Origin of the sequence: Streptomyces sp. DT190 (assembly GCF_049846985.1) — a bacterium.
Taxonomy (GTDB): domain Bacteria; phylum Actinomycetota; class Actinomycetes; order Streptomycetales; family Streptomycetaceae; genus Streptomyces.
The window spans coordinates 21826-36825 of record NZ_JBNCNM010000025.1; the positions used below are offsets into that span (position 1 = coordinate 21826).

At 72.9% G+C, this 15000-nt stretch carries 12 protein-coding genes; 4 read left to right on the plus strand and 8 right to left on the minus strand.

The genetic code is table 11. The features are described 5' to 3' along the window. Positions 1 to 11: 11 nt before the first annotated feature. The 6 genes from ACPXCS_RS32425 to ACPXCS_RS32450 all read right to left on the minus strand — a co-directional run bounded on the left by ACPXCS_RS32425 (position 12) and on the right by ACPXCS_RS32450 (position 6230). Entirely contained in the window at positions 12 to 608 is a 597-nt protein-coding gene (locus ACPXCS_RS32425) for a DUF5947 family protein (protein WP_425948942.1), read from the minus strand. Continuing rightward, on the minus strand, positions 605 to 1144 hold the full coding sequence (locus ACPXCS_RS32430; protein ID WP_425948943.1) for a NifU family protein: 540 nt from the start codon (positions 1142 to 1144) through the stop codon (positions 605 to 607). Before ACPXCS_RS32430 ends, ACPXCS_RS32425 begins: the two co-directional genes overlap by 4 nt. Beyond that, complete coding sequence (locus ACPXCS_RS32435; RefSeq protein WP_425948945.1) at positions 1137 to 2930, minus strand: nickel-dependent hydrogenase large subunit; 1794 nt, start codon at positions 2928 to 2930, stop codon at positions 1137 to 1139. Before ACPXCS_RS32435 ends, ACPXCS_RS32430 begins: the two co-directional genes overlap by 8 nt. A gap of 51 nt (positions 2931 to 2981) precedes the next feature. Further along, positions 2982 to 4070, minus strand: coding sequence for a hydrogenase expression protein HypE (locus ACPXCS_RS32440; RefSeq protein WP_425948946.1), 1089 nt, complete (start codon positions 4068 to 4070; stop codon positions 2982 to 2984). Further along, a complete protein-coding gene (locus ACPXCS_RS32445) occupies positions 4070 to 5587 on the minus strand; it encodes a hypothetical protein (protein WP_425948948.1) in 1518 nt (505 codons plus the stop codon). Before ACPXCS_RS32445 ends, ACPXCS_RS32440 begins: the two co-directional genes overlap by 1 nt. Before the next feature lie 178 nt (positions 5588 to 5765). Beyond that, positions 5766 to 6230 (minus strand): DUF6069 family protein, encoded by a 465-nt coding sequence (locus ACPXCS_RS32450; protein ID WP_425948950.1) that lies wholly within the window; start codon positions 6228 to 6230, stop codon positions 5766 to 5768. 173 nt (positions 6231 to 6403) lie between these two features. Here ACPXCS_RS32450 and ACPXCS_RS32455 point away from each other — a divergent pair, with 173 nt between their 5' ends. Both ACPXCS_RS32455 and ACPXCS_RS32460 read left to right on the plus strand, forming a co-directional pair. After that, entirely contained in the window at positions 6404 to 8080 is a 1677-nt protein-coding gene (locus ACPXCS_RS32455; protein ID WP_425948952.1) for an NAD-dependent malic enzyme, read from the plus strand. Positions 8081 to 8154: 74 nt separating this feature from the next. Further along, positions 8155 to 9063, plus strand: a complete 909-nt coding sequence (locus ACPXCS_RS32460; protein WP_425948954.1) for an RNA polymerase sigma-70 factor — start codon at positions 8155 to 8157, stop codon at positions 9061 to 9063. Between the two features lie 8 nt (positions 9064 to 9071). Here the strand turns inward: ACPXCS_RS32460 and ACPXCS_RS32465 are convergent, their stop codons facing one another. Further along, complete coding sequence (locus ACPXCS_RS32465) at positions 9072 to 9809, minus strand: SDR family oxidoreductase (RefSeq protein ID WP_425948956.1); 738 nt, start codon at positions 9807 to 9809, stop codon at positions 9072 to 9074. A gap of 187 nt (positions 9810 to 9996) precedes the next feature. Between ACPXCS_RS32465 and ACPXCS_RS32470 the strand changes: the two genes are divergently transcribed. Further along, a complete protein-coding gene (locus ACPXCS_RS32470) occupies positions 9997 to 11274 on the plus strand; it encodes an alginate lyase family protein (RefSeq protein WP_425948958.1) in 1278 nt (425 codons plus the stop codon). A gap of 12 nt (positions 11275 to 11286) precedes the next feature. On the opposite strand, the gene ACPXCS_RS32475 is transcribed toward ACPXCS_RS32470, so the two are convergent. Continuing rightward, the gene (locus ACPXCS_RS32475) at positions 11287 to 12507 is read right to left on the minus strand and encodes a glycoside hydrolase family 88 protein (RefSeq protein WP_425948960.1); all 1221 of its coding nucleotides are present in this window, start codon (positions 12505 to 12507) and stop codon (positions 11287 to 11289) included. A gap of 387 nt (positions 12508 to 12894) precedes the next feature. Here ACPXCS_RS32475 and ACPXCS_RS32480 point away from each other — a divergent pair, with 387 nt between their 5' ends. Beyond that, entirely contained in the window at positions 12895 to 14784 is a 1890-nt protein-coding gene (locus ACPXCS_RS32480; RefSeq protein WP_425948961.1) for an ATP-binding cassette domain-containing protein, read from the plus strand. Positions 14785 to 15000: the final 216 nt, after the last annotated feature.

Genomic DNA, 15000 nt, shown 5'->3' on the forward strand with positions numbered 1-15000 from the left:
GGAGGACGTGCTCACGACCGCTCGGTGAGGTCCTCGAAGAACCGCTCGACCGCCGGCCAGATGCGGCCGCCGCCGGACAGGCCGCGCCACTCGCGGCGGACGACGGCGACCATCCGGTAGCAGTCGTCGACCGGCACGATCCAGTGGTGGTCGAGTCCGTGGACGGTGTTCACCAGCAGGGCCTCCACGTCGGGTTCCACGGTCGCGAGCTGCGGACACGTCCGGGCCAGCTCCCGCCAGGCCGCCGCGTCCACCTCCCAGCGCATGGCCCCGGCCGGGCTCGGGCCCTGGGCGGTGACGGTGCCGTCCACCCGGGGCACGAAGAACACCAGGCCCACCGGGACGCCGAGCACGGCCGTGTCGACCCGGGGCAGCCGGACCCGGCGCCGGGGCACGAGCCGGTACGGGCCGCCGCCCGCCGCCGCCCCGGCGAACAGCACCGAGCAGGGGCCGCAGGCGCAGCGCACCTCCTGCTGCCCGGTGTCGTACAGGTGGGCGTGCTCCTCGGCGACCGGCGCGGCGCACAGGTCGCACGCCTCCTCAGCGGCCGCGGCCGTGCGGTCGGCCGCGGTGCGGATGAGGCGGGCCAGAGCCCCGTCGGGGGTCACGGTGCCTCGCGGCGGGTCAGGGTGGTCAGCGGGACGAACGCGGGGGCCGGGGCGCTCGGCAGCGGCTCGACCGCCGTCAGCTCGGGAGCGACGGCGAGCACCGCCTCCCGGACCGCGTCGGTGACCTCGGAGGTCCCGCCCCCGCAGCCGGAACCGCAGCCGCCGCCCGCCGTCAGCCGCACCCGGGCGACCTCGCCCTCCACTCCGGCCCACTCCACGTCGCCGCCGCGCTCGCGTACGGCGGGCCGCAGCCGTTCCACCGCGCGGGCCGCCCGGCGCTCGGCGGGCTCGGGGTGGATGCCGTGCAGTACCAGCAGGTGCCCCAGCAGTTCGTCGTCGGCCAGGCGTTCCACCGGCGGGCCGGTCACGTGGTCCAGGACGCGGGCCAGGGCCTCGCCGTAGACCTCGGTCAGCAGCCGCACCGCCTCGGTGGCGGGGCCGGGGAGGGACTCCAGGGTCTCCAGGGCCCGGTCGAGCCGGGCGAGCCGGGCCTCGACGTCCTGGTCGGACAGCCGTACGACGGTGGCCTCAGCCATGGTTGGCCCCGTAGGTCGGCGAGTGCAGGGTGGTGAGCGTCTTGCCCTTGCCCACGTACATGTGGACCCCGCACGGCAGGCAGGGGTCGAAGCTGCGGACCGTGCGCATGATGTCGACGCCCTTGAAGTCGTCCGGCCCGTTCTCCTCGAAGACGGGCTGGCCCTGGACGGCGTCCTCGTAGGGGCCCGGTGTGCCGTACATGTCGCGAGGGCTGGCGTTCCACGGGGTGGGCGGGTACGGGTGGTAGTTGGCGATCTTCTTGTCCTTGATCACCAGGTGGTGGGAGAGGACGCCGCGCACCGCCTCGTGGAAGCCGCAGCCGATCGCCTCGTCGGGCACCTCGTAGTTCTCGAACACCTTGGTCTCGCCCGCGCGGACCATGCCCATGGCCTCTTCGAGGAACTGCAGGGCCATGGCGGCCGCGTAGGCGACGAAGTAGGGCCGGGCCCGGTCGCGTTCGATGGTGTTGCTCCACTGCGGGATGCGCCACTCCAGGGTGGTCTCCGGCAGCGACTCGCCCTTGGGCAGGGAGATGCGCACGCTGTGTCCGGTGGACTTCACGTACGGGGTGTCGACCAGGCCGCTCAGGGCGGTGGACCACAGGCGGGCGAGCGGGCCGCCGCCGGTGTCGAGGGCGAGGTGGTCGCCGGTGCGCCCGTCGAACCAGCGGGGGCTCATCACCCAGCTGTACTTGTCGTCGAAGTCGCGCTTCTGCGGCACCGGGACGGTGGTCTGGTTCCACGGGTGGCGCATGTCGACGGGGTTGCCGAGCGGGTCGTGGGTGACGAAGGGGTCCTCGTTGACCCAGTCCTCGTAGTACGAGCTGCCGAGCATGATGCGCAGGCCGAGGTTGATGTCGACGAGGTTGTTGGTGACCAGTTCGCCGTCGACGACGATGCCCGGGGTGACGTACATCGCCTTGCCCCAGGTGTTCATCGACTCGTAGCGGTAGTCGACGACCTTGGGGTCCTGGAAGGCGCCCCAGCAGCCCAGCAGGACGCGGCGGCGGCCGACCTCCTCGTAGCCGGGCAGGGCCTCGTAGAAGAAGTCGAAGACGTCGTCGTTCATGGCGACGGCCTTCTTCACGAAGTCGATGACCCGCATGAGGCGGCTGAGGTAGTCGGTGAAGACGGTCGGCTGCGGCATCGTGCCGACACCGCCCGGGTACAGCGTGGACGGGTGGACGTGCCGGCCCTCCATCAGGCAGAACATCTCGCGGGTGACCCGGCTGACCTTCAGGGCCTCCTTGTAGACCTCGCCCTCGAAGGGGTTGAAGGCCTTCATGATGTCGGCGATCGTGCGGTAGCCGTGGATGTCGCCGCGGGGCGCGGCGGTGCGTTCGGCGCGGGCCAGCACACCGGGGTTGGTGGCCTTGACCATGGCCTCGCAGAAGTCCACGAAGACCAGGTTGTCCTGGAAGATCGTGTGGTCGAACATGTACTCGGCGGCCTCGCCGAGGTTGACGATGTGCTCGGCCAGCGGGGGCGGCTTGACGCCGTAGGCCATCTGCTGGGCGTAGTCGGAGCAGGTGGTGTGGTTGTCGCCGCAGATGCCGCAGATCCGGGACGTGATGAAGCCCGCGTCGCGCGGGTCCTTGCCCTTCATGAACACCGAGTAGCCGCGGAAGAGCGACGAGGTGCTGTGGCATTCGACGACTTCCCGGTTGGCGAAGTCGATCTTCGTGTAGATGCCCAGGTTCCCGATGATCCGGGTGATCGGATCCCAGGACATGTCCACGAGTTGTGGCGGTTTGCGGTCCGTGGGCCGGGCCTCGGTGGTGGTCATCTGCGGTACTGCCCCTCGCTGTCGGTGGTGGGGTGGGGGTGGCGGGTTGTCTCAGGGACGCCAGTGCGGGTCGTAACCGCTGGTCAGCTTGCGCTTGTTGTGGCGCCATCGGGGCTCGTGGTTGACCAGTTCGTTCGTCATGCCGCGCAGCCGGCGGATGACGGCGCCGTACGGCTTGATGGCCAGGGACGACAGGGTGCTGCCGGGGGGTTCGTCCATGAACGGCATGAACGCGTCGGGGAAGCCGGGCATCGTGCAGCCGATGCAGATGCCGCCGACGTTCGGGCAGCCGCCGAGGCCGCCCATCCAGCCGCGCTTGGGCACGTTGCAGTTGACCACCGGGCCCCAGCAGCCCGTTTTCACCAGGCACTTGGGCGAGTTGTAGTCCGTGGCGAAGCTGGCCTGCTCGTAGTACGAGCCGCGGTCGCAGCCCTCGTGGACCGTCTTCCCGAACAGCCACTGCGGGCGCAGCATGTGGTCGAGCGGCGGCGGGGGCGCGGAGCCGGCCGCGTGGTAGAGGACCCAGATCAGGGTCTCCATGAAGTTCTCGGGCTGGATCGGGCAGCCCGGGACGTTGACGACCGGCAGCCCGGCCTGGGAGGTGTAGTCCCAGCCCAGATAGTCGGCGAGGCCCATGCAGCCGGTGGGGTTGCCGGACATGGCGTGGATGCCGCCGAAGGTGGCGCAGGTGCCGGCGGCGACCACCGCCCAGGCTTTGGGGGCGAGTTGGTCGATCCACCAGTTCAGGGTCTGCGGTTCGCCGGTCTCCGGGTCGTTGCCGAAGGACGTCCAGTAGCCGTCGCCCTCGATGATGTTCTGGTTGGGCACCGAGCCCTCGATGACGAGGATGAACGGGCCGAGTTCACCGCGTACGGCGGCCCGGTAGGGGGCGAGGAAGTCCTCGCCGCCCAGGCTGGGCGACAGCACTTTGTTGACGAGGTTCACCTTCGGCAGGCCCGGGATCAGTCCGAGCACCAGGTCCTCGATGGAGGGCTGGTCGGCGGCGGTGAGCGAGACGGTGTCGCCGTCGCAGCTCATGCCTTCGGAGATCCAGAGGATGTGGATCTCGTCCAGGCCCTTTCGCTCCCCGGCCCGTTCGGGTTCCTTGCTGACTTCGGTGGTACTGCTGTGCGTGGTCATCACTCGGCCTCCGCTGCGGGGGTCTCGGAGTCGGTCGTGTGCCGCGAGGGGGGTGCGGCGGGAGCCGGTGCCGACGGCTCGTCCGGGGTGGCGGCGGGCCCGAGGGGTTCGAGCTCGTCGGGCCGGAAGTAGTGGAAGCGGCCGTACCAGGTGTGCAGTTCGGCGGCGGGGTCGTCGTCGAGGGTGACGGCGAGGTGCACGCTGCCGTCGACGTCGTGGAAGACGGCGGCGACCTCGGCGGTCCGGCCGGCCAGGAACATGTCCTGGGCGTCGGCACCGTGTCTGCGGGGGCGCAGCCGTACGCGGCTGCCGCCGCCGAGCGGGACGCCGTCGACGAGGACGGTGTCGGTGGCCGGGGAGAGGCCGTCGTCGGCGCCCTCCTGCCACCAGGCGGGGCGTGCGGCGGAGGAGTCCGCGGGGGCCACCGGGGTGAGGGAGCGCACGGCGCCGTGCAGTCGTTCGAAGGCTTCCCGGGGCATGGTGTCGACGCGGTCGAGGATGGCCGCAGCCCTGGGGTCGGTGGCCCGCGCCTCGCGTTTCTCCTCGTCGGTCAGCAGCATCGTGCGCAGCGTGAGGATCTCGTCGATCTCGGCGGCGTCGTGCAGGTCGCCCGGGCTCTCGGGGGCCACCCGAGGGTGGTCCGGGAGGATGATCGGGGCGGAGAGCAGCAGGTCCGCGGCCTCGCCGCCGAGGACGGGGAACGTGAACGCGTTGCGGCAGGCGCGGGCCTGCCCGGCCAGTTCCGCCGGTGGGTCGGTCAGCGACACGAATTCGACGCCCTCGCCGCCGACCAGGGTGTGCGCGGCGATCAGCGCCCGGCGCAGCGCCTCCTCGCGCCCGGCACGCGGCTGCGGTGCGGGGCCGGTGTGGGTGGTGCGGATCCGCAGCCGGCACAGGCCGTCCGGGAGCCGCTCGGCCGTGACGGTGGTCTCGGCCCGTACCTCCTCACGGCGCCGCACCACCCGCCCGGCTCCGTCCGGCAGGGGCTCGGTGTCCTCGCCGGGCGCGGCGCCGACGGTGACGGTGCGTCCGCCCCGCAGGAGTGCGTCGAGCGGGGCCCGGAGGCCGGCTTCGCGCGGCACGGCCTCGTCGAAGGTCAGATGCACGGTGCCGTCGTCGGTGCGCAGCGACTCGACGGGCCGCCCGCCCGCGTCCTCGACCTGTTTGCGCTGCATCTGCAGGTAGCGCACCCGGACGTGGACGGAGGCGTCCGCGGGCCGCCGGACCCGCAGCAGGCACTCGGTCTGCTGGTACCAGGAGTCGGCGGAGCCGGAGACGGTGGGGACGACGGGTCCGTCCGCCTCCACCCAGTCGCGCGGGAACAGCACCCCGAACTGCCAGCGGACGCGGTTCTTGGCGGAGGAGCGGCGGTAGGGGTAGAGGAGGTAGCCCTCGTAGAGCACGGCGTCGGCGACGGCGCTCAGCCGGTCGAAGTCGCCCGGGAGCCGGTCCGGCGGCGGGGCGCCGTCGGGTGCGGCCGCGCAGGCCGTGCCGCTCTCGTCCCGTGCCTGCGCCATCGCGCCTCCTCGTCCGTGCGCGTTCGCGCGTCCCTGCCACCACCGTCACACCGCCCGCCCCTGGTCGCCTCCTGCGGAGCAGCGGTGTTGGGCCGTTCGGGCACACGACGACGGCCCGTCGGCGGCGGAGCGCGACGGGCCGGTGCCGGGACGGTGCGGAGCGACGGGGGCGGGGGCGTCACCGCCGGACGGCGGAGAGCCGGCGGGCCAGCAGCGGGACGATCACCGCGGCGGCCACCAGGTGGGAGACGGCCAGGACCACTTGGGTGGACACGGCCGTGTGCGGGGCGACGGCGGGGCCGGCGAGGGACAGCACCGTGAGGGCGACGGTGGTCACCGTGAAGGTGCGGGCGGGCCTGCGGGCCCAGCGGGCGAGCGCGACCGCGAGGACGATGCCGGCGACGGACCAGAACACCACCCCGCCGAAGAAGCCGCCGACCGGGATCTCGGCGGCCTCGCCGGCGCCGGGGCTCGCCGCTTCCATGGGGACGCCGGCCGCCCGGGTGACGAGCGCGAACGCCTCCGTCACCACGGCGCCGGCCAGGGTCGCCAGGACGCCGACGAGCCATACGGGACGTGCCTGGAGAAAACCGCCCGCGGAGGTGGTCGGGGCGGTCCGGGTCTGCGGGGTCGTCGCACTCATGTCGCTGTCTCCTGAGGGGAGTCGGTGGCGCCGCAAGCGCCCTTCGGGGAAGTAGACGGCGCCGCCCGGCGGAACTCATCGGTGGCCCGGGGACTTTCCGCGACGGACCGCTGTTCGTCCGGATGGCACACGTCACCCGCACGAAACGGCCCGGCGCGGGAAGGCGTCACCCCATGGACCAGCCGACGAACCACCCCCGCCCCACCACGAGCCCCGCCGTCACGACCCTGGCCGACCCGCTGGTCAACAAGGGCACCGCCTTCACCCGCGCCGAGCGTGAGGCCCTGGGTCTCGACGGGCTGCTCCCGCCGGCCGTCGAGACCCTGGACGAGCAGGTCGCCCGTGCCTACGAGGCGTTCCGCAGCTACGACAAGCCCCTCAACCGGCACATCTACCTGCGGCAGTTGCAGGACACCAACGAGGTGCTCTTCTACCGTCTGGTCACCGAGCGCCTGGAGGAGCTGCTGCCCGTCGTCTACACGCCGACGGTGGGTGAGGCCTGCCGGCGGTTCAGCGAGATCTACCGCCGGCCGCGTGGGCTGTTCCTGAGCTGGGAGGACCGGCACCGCTTCCGCGACATCCTGCGCAACCGCCCGCACGGCGACCAGGACGTGGACGTCATCGTCGTCACCGACGGACAGCGCATCCTCGGGCTCGGCGACCAGGGCGTCGGCGGCATGGGCATCCCGATCGGCAAGCTCAGCCTCTACACGGCGATCGGCGGCATCCACCCCGCCCGGACCCTGCCGATCCTGCTCGACGTCGGGACGGACAACGAGGACCTGCTCGGCAACCCCCGCTACCTGGGCCGCCGGGCCCACCGGCTGACCGGCGCCGAGTATGACGAGATGATCGAGGCGTTCGTGTCGGCGGTCGAGGCGGAGCTGCCCGGGACGCTGCTGCAGTGGGAGGACTTCGCCACGGCCCACGCGTACCCGATCCTGGAGCGCTACCGGGACCGGCTGCTGACGTTCAACGACGACATCCAGGGCACGGCGGCCGTCACGCTCGGCGCCCTGTCCACCGCCGCGGACGTGGCGGGCACGCCCCTGCCCGAGCAGCGGCTGGTGATCCTCGGGGCGGGGTCGGCCGCCATCGGCGTCGCCGAGATGATCCGGACGGCCATGGTCGACGAGGGACTCGGCGAGGAGGAGGCGACGGCGCGGTTCTGGATCCTCGACGTCGACGGCCTGCTGGTGTCGTCGCGCTCCGGACTGTCGCCGCAGCAGCGGGCGTTCGCGCGGGACGACAGCGAGGTCGAGGGCTGGGACGGCACCGGCCTCGCCGAGGTGGTGCGCCGTGTCGCGCCGACCGCCCTGATCGGTCTGTCCACGGCCCACGGCGCCTTCACCGAGGAGGTCGTGCGGCAGATGGCCCGCACCTGCGAACGGCCCGTGATCTTCCCGCTGTCCAACCCCACGTCCCATTCCGAGGCCGAGCCCGCCGACCTCACCCGCTGGACGGACGGCCGTGCGCTGATCGCGACCGGTTCGCCCTTCCCGCCGCTCACGGTGGACGGGCACCGGGTGCCGGTGGCGCAGTCGAACAACGTGTACGTCTTCCCGGCCATGGGGCTCGCGGTGACGGCGAGCCGGGCCACCCGGGTCACCGACCGGATGCTGGTGGCCGCCGCGCGGGCCGTGGCGCGCTGTGCGGTGCGGGCGGCCGACGGCGTCGAGGGCCCCGTGCCGCTGCTGCCGCCGCTGGCCGGGATGCGGGACTCCGCCCGGGAGATCGCCCTGGCCGCGGCCCTCGCCGCCGTCGAGGACGGGGTGGCGCCGCGGGCGACCGAGGAGGATCTGCGCGCGGCGATCGCGCGGGCGCAGTGGACACCCCGCTACGCGGACTGAGCGCCGCGCCACGCGCGTGCCCCCGGGGACGTACTGTCTGAGCACGACGGTCGACCCGCGGAGGCAACGGCGGCATGGAGCGGCGACACCCCGACGGCGCGCTGGAGGCGTCCGCGGACGCGTTCGAGCGGCTGCGGCCGCGGCTGTTCGGCATCGCGTACCGCGTCCTGGGCAGCGTGTCCGAGGCCGAGGACGTGGTGCAGGACGTGTGGGTGCGGTGGCAGGGCACCGACCGGAGCGAGGTCCGGGACCCCGGGGCGTTCCTCGCGAAGATCACCACCCGGCTGGCGATCAACGTGGCCGGATCGGCGCGCGTACGCCGGGAGGCCTACGTGGGGCCCTGGCTGCCGGAGCCGGTGGACACGAGTGTCGACCCGCAGGTCGGCGCGGAGCGCGGCGAGGCGCTGGAGCTGGCCGTGCTGCTGGTCCTGGAGCGGCTCAATCCGGTGGAACGGGCGGCCTACGTGCTGCGGGAGGCGTTCGACTACCCCTACGACGAGATCGCCGACATGCTGCAGCTGACCCAGGCCAACACGCGGCAGATCGTCAGCCGGGCGCGCAGACGGCTGTCCGCCGAACGCCGGGAGGCGGTCGACGCGGCCCAGCACCGGCGCCTGCTGGAGGCCTTCGTCGCCGCCGCGCGCTACGGTGACGTGGCCGCGCTGGAGGAGGTGCTGTCGGCCGATGTCGTCGCCTACGCCGACGGCAACGGCATGCGCGGCGTGGCCCGCCTGGAGATCACGGGCGTCGACCGGGTGGCCCGGGTCACCGCGTTCGCGCAGAAGTTCTTCCCCGGGGCCGGCTACGGCGTCGTCGAGGCGAACGGGCGGCCCTGTCTGCTGCTCGTGCGGGACGGGGCAGCCGTCGCCCTGGTGAGCGTCACCGTGGGACCCGGTGGGATCGACGGGCTCTACTGGGTGCTGGCTCCGGAGAAGCTGCGGGCGTACGAGCGGTCGGCGCGCCGGGGCGCCGGCCGCCCGTAGCCGGCGGGTCAGTTCTGCTTCAGCCACTCCTCGTAGCGGAGGGCGGACAGGTGCGCGGCGCCGTCACCGGTGAGCACGTCGGGCATGCCCGCGAAGAGGCCGGCGGTGTCGTCGGTGACGACCGTGCGGCCGTCCGGCTTCGCCGCCAGGGTGATCTCACCGAGCCGGTCGAGCCCGTGCACCTCCGGGCCCGCGATGTCGCGGACACCGTTCGACGGCTCGCCCTGCGCGGCCTCGGCGACGGCAGCGGCGACGTCGGCGGAGGCGATGGGCCGCAGCCGCGTGGACGGCAGCCGCACCTCGGTGCCCTCCGTGGACATGTTCATCACCGGGGCGATGAACTCGAAGAACTGGGTGGCGCGCACGATGCTGAACGGCACACCGCTGTCGCGCACGGCGTTCTCCTGGGCGACCTTGGCCTCGTAGTAGCCGTAGCCCGGCACCCGGTCGACGCCCACGATGGACAGGGCCACGTGGTGGCGGACGCCCGCCGTGCGCTCCGCGGCGAACAGGGTGCGGGCCGACCGGGTGAAGAAGTCCAGGGCCGGCTCGGTGTCGAAGGACGGCGAGTTCGACACGTCCACGACGACGTCGGCGCCGCGCAGGGCCTCGTCGACGCCCTCGCCGGTGAGGGTGTCGACGCCCGTGGAGGGGGCGGCGGCCACCGCCTCGTGCCCCCGGTCGCGCAGGAGGGCGACCACCTGCGAGCCGATGAGTCCCGTACCGCCGACGACCACGATCTTCATTGCTGTCTCCTTCACTGGTGTTACCGACTCACCACAGAGACAGGGCGGGGCCCGGATCTGTGACAGCTGTGGGTGATGCCGGCGGCGCCAGGCCCTTCCGCCTTCGGGCGACCCGTGGCATGCTCACGCCAGCTCCCACGTCACTGAACTTAGTTCATTTACATGACCCGAGAGGGGTGTCCGGCCCATGAACGCACGGTCCCGTCCGGTCGTCCTGCTGCTGAGCCTCACCGCGCTCGTCGCCGGGGTGCTCCCCGTCTCCTCGGCGCACGGCGAGGCACGGCACGCCCCGCGCGTCCCCGACACCGTCGTCCTGGACGGCACCCGGCTCCAGCGGACGAAACTCCGCCTGGAGCAGGGCGACCCGGGGCTGCGGCGCGCCGTCCGGGCGTTGCGGGTGCGTGCCGACCGGTGGCTGGACCAGGGCCCCTGGACGGTGGTGGACAAGCCCCGGCCCGCGCCCGGCGGCGACGTCCACGACTATCTCAGCCAGGCCCCCTACTGGTGGCCCACCACGGTCCCGTCGGCGGAGAACCCCTGGGGCTGCCCGTACGTGCAGCGCGACGGCGAGCGCAACCCCGAGGTCGACACCGGCACCGACCGCCAGGACGTCGAGAAGACCTTCGACTCGGCCTACGACCTCTCCCTCGCCTGGTACTACACGGGCGAGGCGCGGTACGCCCGCAAGGCCGGGCAGGTGCTGCGGACCTGGTTCCTCGACCCGGACACCAGGATGAACCCGCATCTGAGGCACGCGCAGTTCATCCCGTGCAAGTACGACGGCCGGGCCATCGGGATCATCGACTTCTCGCAGTCGTACACCGCCGTCCTGGACGCGCTCGCCCTGCTGCGGACCGGCGCCCCGGGCTGGACCGCGCGGGACCGCGCCGGGATGACGGCCTGGAACGCCGCGTTCCTGGACTGGCTGCGCACCAGCGACTTCGGCAGGCAGGAGGCCGCCGCGACCAACAACCACGGGACCTTCCACGACCTGCAGGTCGCCGGGCTCGCCTACGCGACCGGCGACCGGGAACTGGCCCGCCGGACGGTCCTGGAGGCCCGCAGCAGGCGCGTCGCGACGCAGATCGCGCCCGACGGCAGCCAGCCCCAGGAACTGGCCCGCACCAGGAGCTGGCACTACTCCGCCTTCACGCTGGTCGCCCACACGCGACTGGCCGCCCTCGGCCGCAAGGTCGGGGTCGACCTGTGGGCCTACGCGGGTCCCGCCGGGCAGAGCCTGTTCAAGGCGGTGGACTACCTGCTGCCCGCCGCGACGGGAGCGAGCGCCTGGCCGCATCCGGAGCTCGACTTCCGGCGGTTCGCGGCGACCGACGTCGTCCATGCCGCCGCCGACGCCGGTGGCGTACGGGCCCGGCGGACCGTGCCGCTGTTGGAGGAGCCGCCGGGCGGCGACCTGTGGGCGCTGCGCCCGGCGGCGGAACAACTGGACTCCATCGCGGGCTGACCGCACCCGCGCTCAGACCGAGGAGAGGTCGATCGCCCGGTCGACCTCACGCGGCCGCAGCACGCGCAGGATGCCTTCCAGCAGGTAGTAGTCGGCGTACGGGAGGGAGATCTCCACACCGTCCTCGGCCGGGCGGTTGCGGGTGCAGCGGGCCACCACCGCCTCGGCGCGGGCCGAGTTCCTCGTCAGGCACGTCTCCGCCAGGGCGGTGAGCAACCTCAGCGCCACCTCGCGGTAGGCGGGTCTGCCGGTGGCCGCGGCCAGGTCGAGCAGGCCGCACGCCGTGATCGCCCCGGCCGACGCGTCCTTGATGTCGTGCGGCTGCTGCGGCGCGCGGTAGTCCCACACCGGCACGTGGTCCGGGGTGAGCGCCCCGACGGCGAAGTCGGCGAGGCTGCGGGCCGTGGCGAGGAACGCGCGGTCGCCGGTCCTGCGGTACATGGTGGTGAACCCGTACAGCCCCCAGGCCTGCCCGCGCGACCAGCACGACGAAGGGCTGTACCCCTGCACGGTGTTCGGGCCGATCGGCGCGCCGGTGCCGGGGTCGAAGTCGTAGACGTGCGGGGTCGACCCGTCCGCGCGCGGGAAGTACCGCTGGGTGGTCCGCGCGTGCTCCACCGCGATGTCCAGGTACGTGGGGTCGCCGGTCTGGGTGCTCGCGAACGCCAGCAGGTCGAGGTTCATCATCGTGTCGACGATGACGCGGCCGGCGTTCCCTGGATCGCCGAGCGCACCCCAGGCCCTGATGAACCGGCCGCGCGGGTTGTACCGCTGGATCAGCGAGTCGGCCGCCCGGAGGGCACCCGCCCGCCACGCCTCGTCGCCCGTCAGCCGCCAGGCGGTGACCCAGGACGGGTAGAAGAGGAAGCCGAGGTCGTGCGTGCCCGTGTCGTACTGACGGGGGGCCAGCTTCCGCGCGGCGGCCAGGGCCTGGGTGCGGAAGGTGTCGTCCCCGCTGTGCAGCCACGCCATCCACAGCGTGCCCGGCCAGAAGCCGCCGACCCAGTCGCCGTTCTGCGAGTAGACCCACTTCTCGAACTTCGTGCCGACGGGGAAAGCCGTCACGGCCGGTGCGACGGCGCGCAGTTTCTCGACGGCGTAGTCGGCGGCGGCGCGCAGCGTCCGCGAGGTGGGCGCCGGAGCCGCGGCGGCGGCAGCGGCGGGTGCCGCCGCCGTTCCGATCGCCGCGGCACCGGCCGCCGTCGCCAGCACGGTACGCCGGGAAACACTCATGCTGATGCCTCCAACAGGTGGGCGGGAGAACGGAGTTGACCGAGCGTCGCACGAGCCGTGCATTGCTGTACACCCACGTGAGCAATGTTCATGATGGTGAACACCGGTGTGGTGGAGGGCGTGACGGAGGGGTGACGGTGGACGCCTCCGCCCGACGTCCGGCCGCCGTCGTCGAACCCGTGCGCCCCAGGCGTCTCAGTCGTCGGCGATTCGGCCATCCCCGACCGCCACGCGACCGGCTCCAGCAACGAGCCGCGCCGGACGGCCCCTTGCGCGGCAAGGGACGCGGCACGTCCTGAATCGGACGCGTTCGATTCGGGCCGGGGGTCGTTAGGCCGTGCACCGCCGAGCCGCCCCGGCGCGGCACCGACCTGTGAAGGAGCGCGGATGACCGTGCCCGACGCCTCGACCACCGACGGGAAGACACCGCCCTACCCTCCCCCCGCGACCCTGGCCTTCAGCGGCGAACACGGCAGGAACCCGCTGGCCGACGCCGGTTTCGGCGCGATGTGCCGCCGCCTGCCGTCGGTCCTCGCCCATACCGCGCGCATGGCGTGGGCGGTCGACAGGACCGGAGTCGTCCTGCTTCTCGTCTGCCAGTTGCTCACCGGTCTCGCGGCCGCCGCCGTCCTCACGTTCACCGCGCGGGCCATGACGCACGTCCTCGGCGACGGCCCGGTGTCCGAACGCCTGCACGGCGCGCTGCCCGCCCTGATCGTGGTGACGGCCGCCGCGGCCGCCGGGCGGATCAGCAGCGCCCTGTCCTCCTACGCCGACGGCCGGATCACCCCGCTGCTGACGACCGAGGCGGACATCGCCCTGGTCGCCGCCGTGTGCCGGGTGGAGACCTCCGCCTACGGCGAGGACGGTTTCGCCGACCGGCAGGAGGCCGCCGAGGTCGGCGTCACGCGCACCCGCCTGATGGTCCAGGACGCCCAGCGGTTCCTGTCCGCGCTGATCCGGATGGCCGCCGCGAGCGGAGTCGTCACGGCACTGCACCCGCTGATGCTGCCCCTGCTCCTGCTGGCCGTCCTGCCGGCCGGCGCCGGGGCCGTGCTGTCGGCGCGCGTCGACTACGAGACCCACTACCTCAACGTCGGCGACCGCAACGTGCGCTCCATGATGCGCTGGTGGGCCACCTACTCCCGGTTCGGTGACGAGGTCCGCGCCAACGGCATGACCGGCTACCTCGTCCACTGGTACCGCGCCCTGTCCGACCGCATCGACCGGCGCACCCGCACCGCGGCACCGCGGCTGCTGCGCATCACCCTGGCCACCAGCGCCCTCGGCGGCGTCTTCCTGCTGTGCACCTGGGCCACCCTGGCCTGGCTGGCCGCCGGCGGCAGGGTCGCCCTGCCCGTCGCCGCCACCGCGGTCGTCGCCGTGCAGACCACGCTCGCCGCACTGAGCCAGTTCGTCATCCACGGCGCCGCGCTGTTCCACACCTCGCTCTACCTGGCCGACATGCGGTCCTTCCTCGACATGGCCGCCGAACGCGCCCCGCGACGCGGCGAGCTGACCATCCCCGAACGCGTCGACGCGATCCGCCTCGACGAGGTCGTGTACCAGTACCCGGGCAAGGAGGAGCCTGCGGTCGCGGGCGTCTCGGTCACCCTGCGCCGGGGCGAGATCCTGGCGGTCGTCGGCGAGAACGGCTCCGGCAAGTCCACCCTCGCCAAGCTCCTCAGCGGCATCCTGCTCGCCGACAAGGGCCGCGTGCTCTGGGACGACGTCGACCTGGCCGGGGCCGACCCCGACGCGGTGTGGAAGCGCACCGCGCTCGTCCCGCAGAACTTCGCGTGCTGGCCGCTGCGCGCCCGCGAGAACATCACCCTCGGGCAGCCGAAGACCTTCGACGACGGACCGGTGTGGGAGGTCGTCGACGCCGTGGGCATGCGCGAGGCGATCGAGAAGCTGCCCCGGCAGCTGGACACCCTGCTCGCCAAGGAACTGTGGGGCGGCGCCGAACTCTCCGGTGGCCAGTGGCAGCGTCTGGTGTGCGGACGCGCCCTGTACCGCCGGACGCCGCTGCTGATCCTGGACGAACCGACCTCGCAGATGGACGCCCGGGGTGAGCACGCCATCTTCATGGAGATCAGGAGGATCGCCGCCGAACGCATGACGGTCGTCGTCACCCACCAGCTGGAGAACACCCGCCTCGCCGACCGCGTCCTCGTCATGGACCGGGGCCGGGTCGTCGAGCACGGGACGTACGAGGAGCTGGTCGCCGCGGGCGGCCTGTTCGCGGAACTCGTCGCACTGACCGAGGACCGCTGACCCCGGACCGGGCACGCAGGCGTGGTCCGCTTCGCGGTGTTTGCGACGCTTCGTGACGGTCAACGATGTCGGGGACCGGACGGAGAGCGGGCGCACCGGGAGGCGGACGCGGGATGACCGTCACCAGATCATCGCGGACGACCGGCACCCGCGCGGACCGGCGGACCGCACCGTGCGTCCCGCGGGTGCGCCCGCCCGTGCGCGCCGGCACGCCGT

What these genes read in the sequence shown, in the direction of transcription:
- ACPXCS_RS32430 (WP_425948943.1), bottom strand. Translation starts at nt 1,144, where the DNA reads ATGGCTGAGGCCACCGTCGTACGGCTGTCCGACCAGGACGTCGAGGCC.
- ACPXCS_RS32435 (WP_425948945.1), bottom strand. Translation starts at nt 2,930, where the DNA reads ATGACCACCACCGAGGCCCGGCCCACGGACCGCAAACCGCCACAACTC.
- ACPXCS_RS32440 (WP_425948946.1), bottom strand. Translation starts at nt 4,070, where the DNA reads ATGACCACGCACAGCAGTACCACCGAAGTCAGCAAGGAACCCGAACGG.
- ACPXCS_RS32445 (WP_425948948.1), bottom strand. Translation starts at nt 5,587, where the DNA reads ATGGCGCAGGCACGGGACGAGAGCGGCACGGCCTGCGCGGCCGCACCC.
- ACPXCS_RS32450 (WP_425948950.1), bottom strand. Translation starts at nt 6,230, where the DNA reads ATGAGTGCGACGACCCCGCAGACCCGGACCGCCCCGACCACCTCCGCG.
- ACPXCS_RS32455 (WP_425948952.1), top strand. Translation starts at nt 6,404, where the DNA reads ATGGACCAGCCGACGAACCACCCCCGCCCCACCACGAGCCCCGCCGTC.
- ACPXCS_RS32460 (WP_425948954.1), top strand. Translation starts at nt 8,155, where the DNA reads ATGGAGCGGCGACACCCCGACGGCGCGCTGGAGGCGTCCGCGGACGCG.
- ACPXCS_RS32465 (WP_425948956.1), bottom strand. Translation starts at nt 9,809, where the DNA reads ATGAAGATCGTGGTCGTCGGCGGTACGGGACTCATCGGCTCGCAGGTG.
- ACPXCS_RS32470 (WP_425948958.1), top strand. Translation starts at nt 9,997, where the DNA reads ATGAACGCACGGTCCCGTCCGGTCGTCCTGCTGCTGAGCCTCACCGCG.
- ACPXCS_RS32475 (WP_425948960.1), bottom strand. Translation starts at nt 12,507, where the DNA reads ATGAGTGTTTCCCGGCGTACCGTGCTGGCGACGGCGGCCGGTGCCGCG.
- ACPXCS_RS32480 (WP_425948961.1), top strand. Translation starts at nt 12,895, where the DNA reads ATGACCGTGCCCGACGCCTCGACCACCGACGGGAAGACACCGCCCTAC.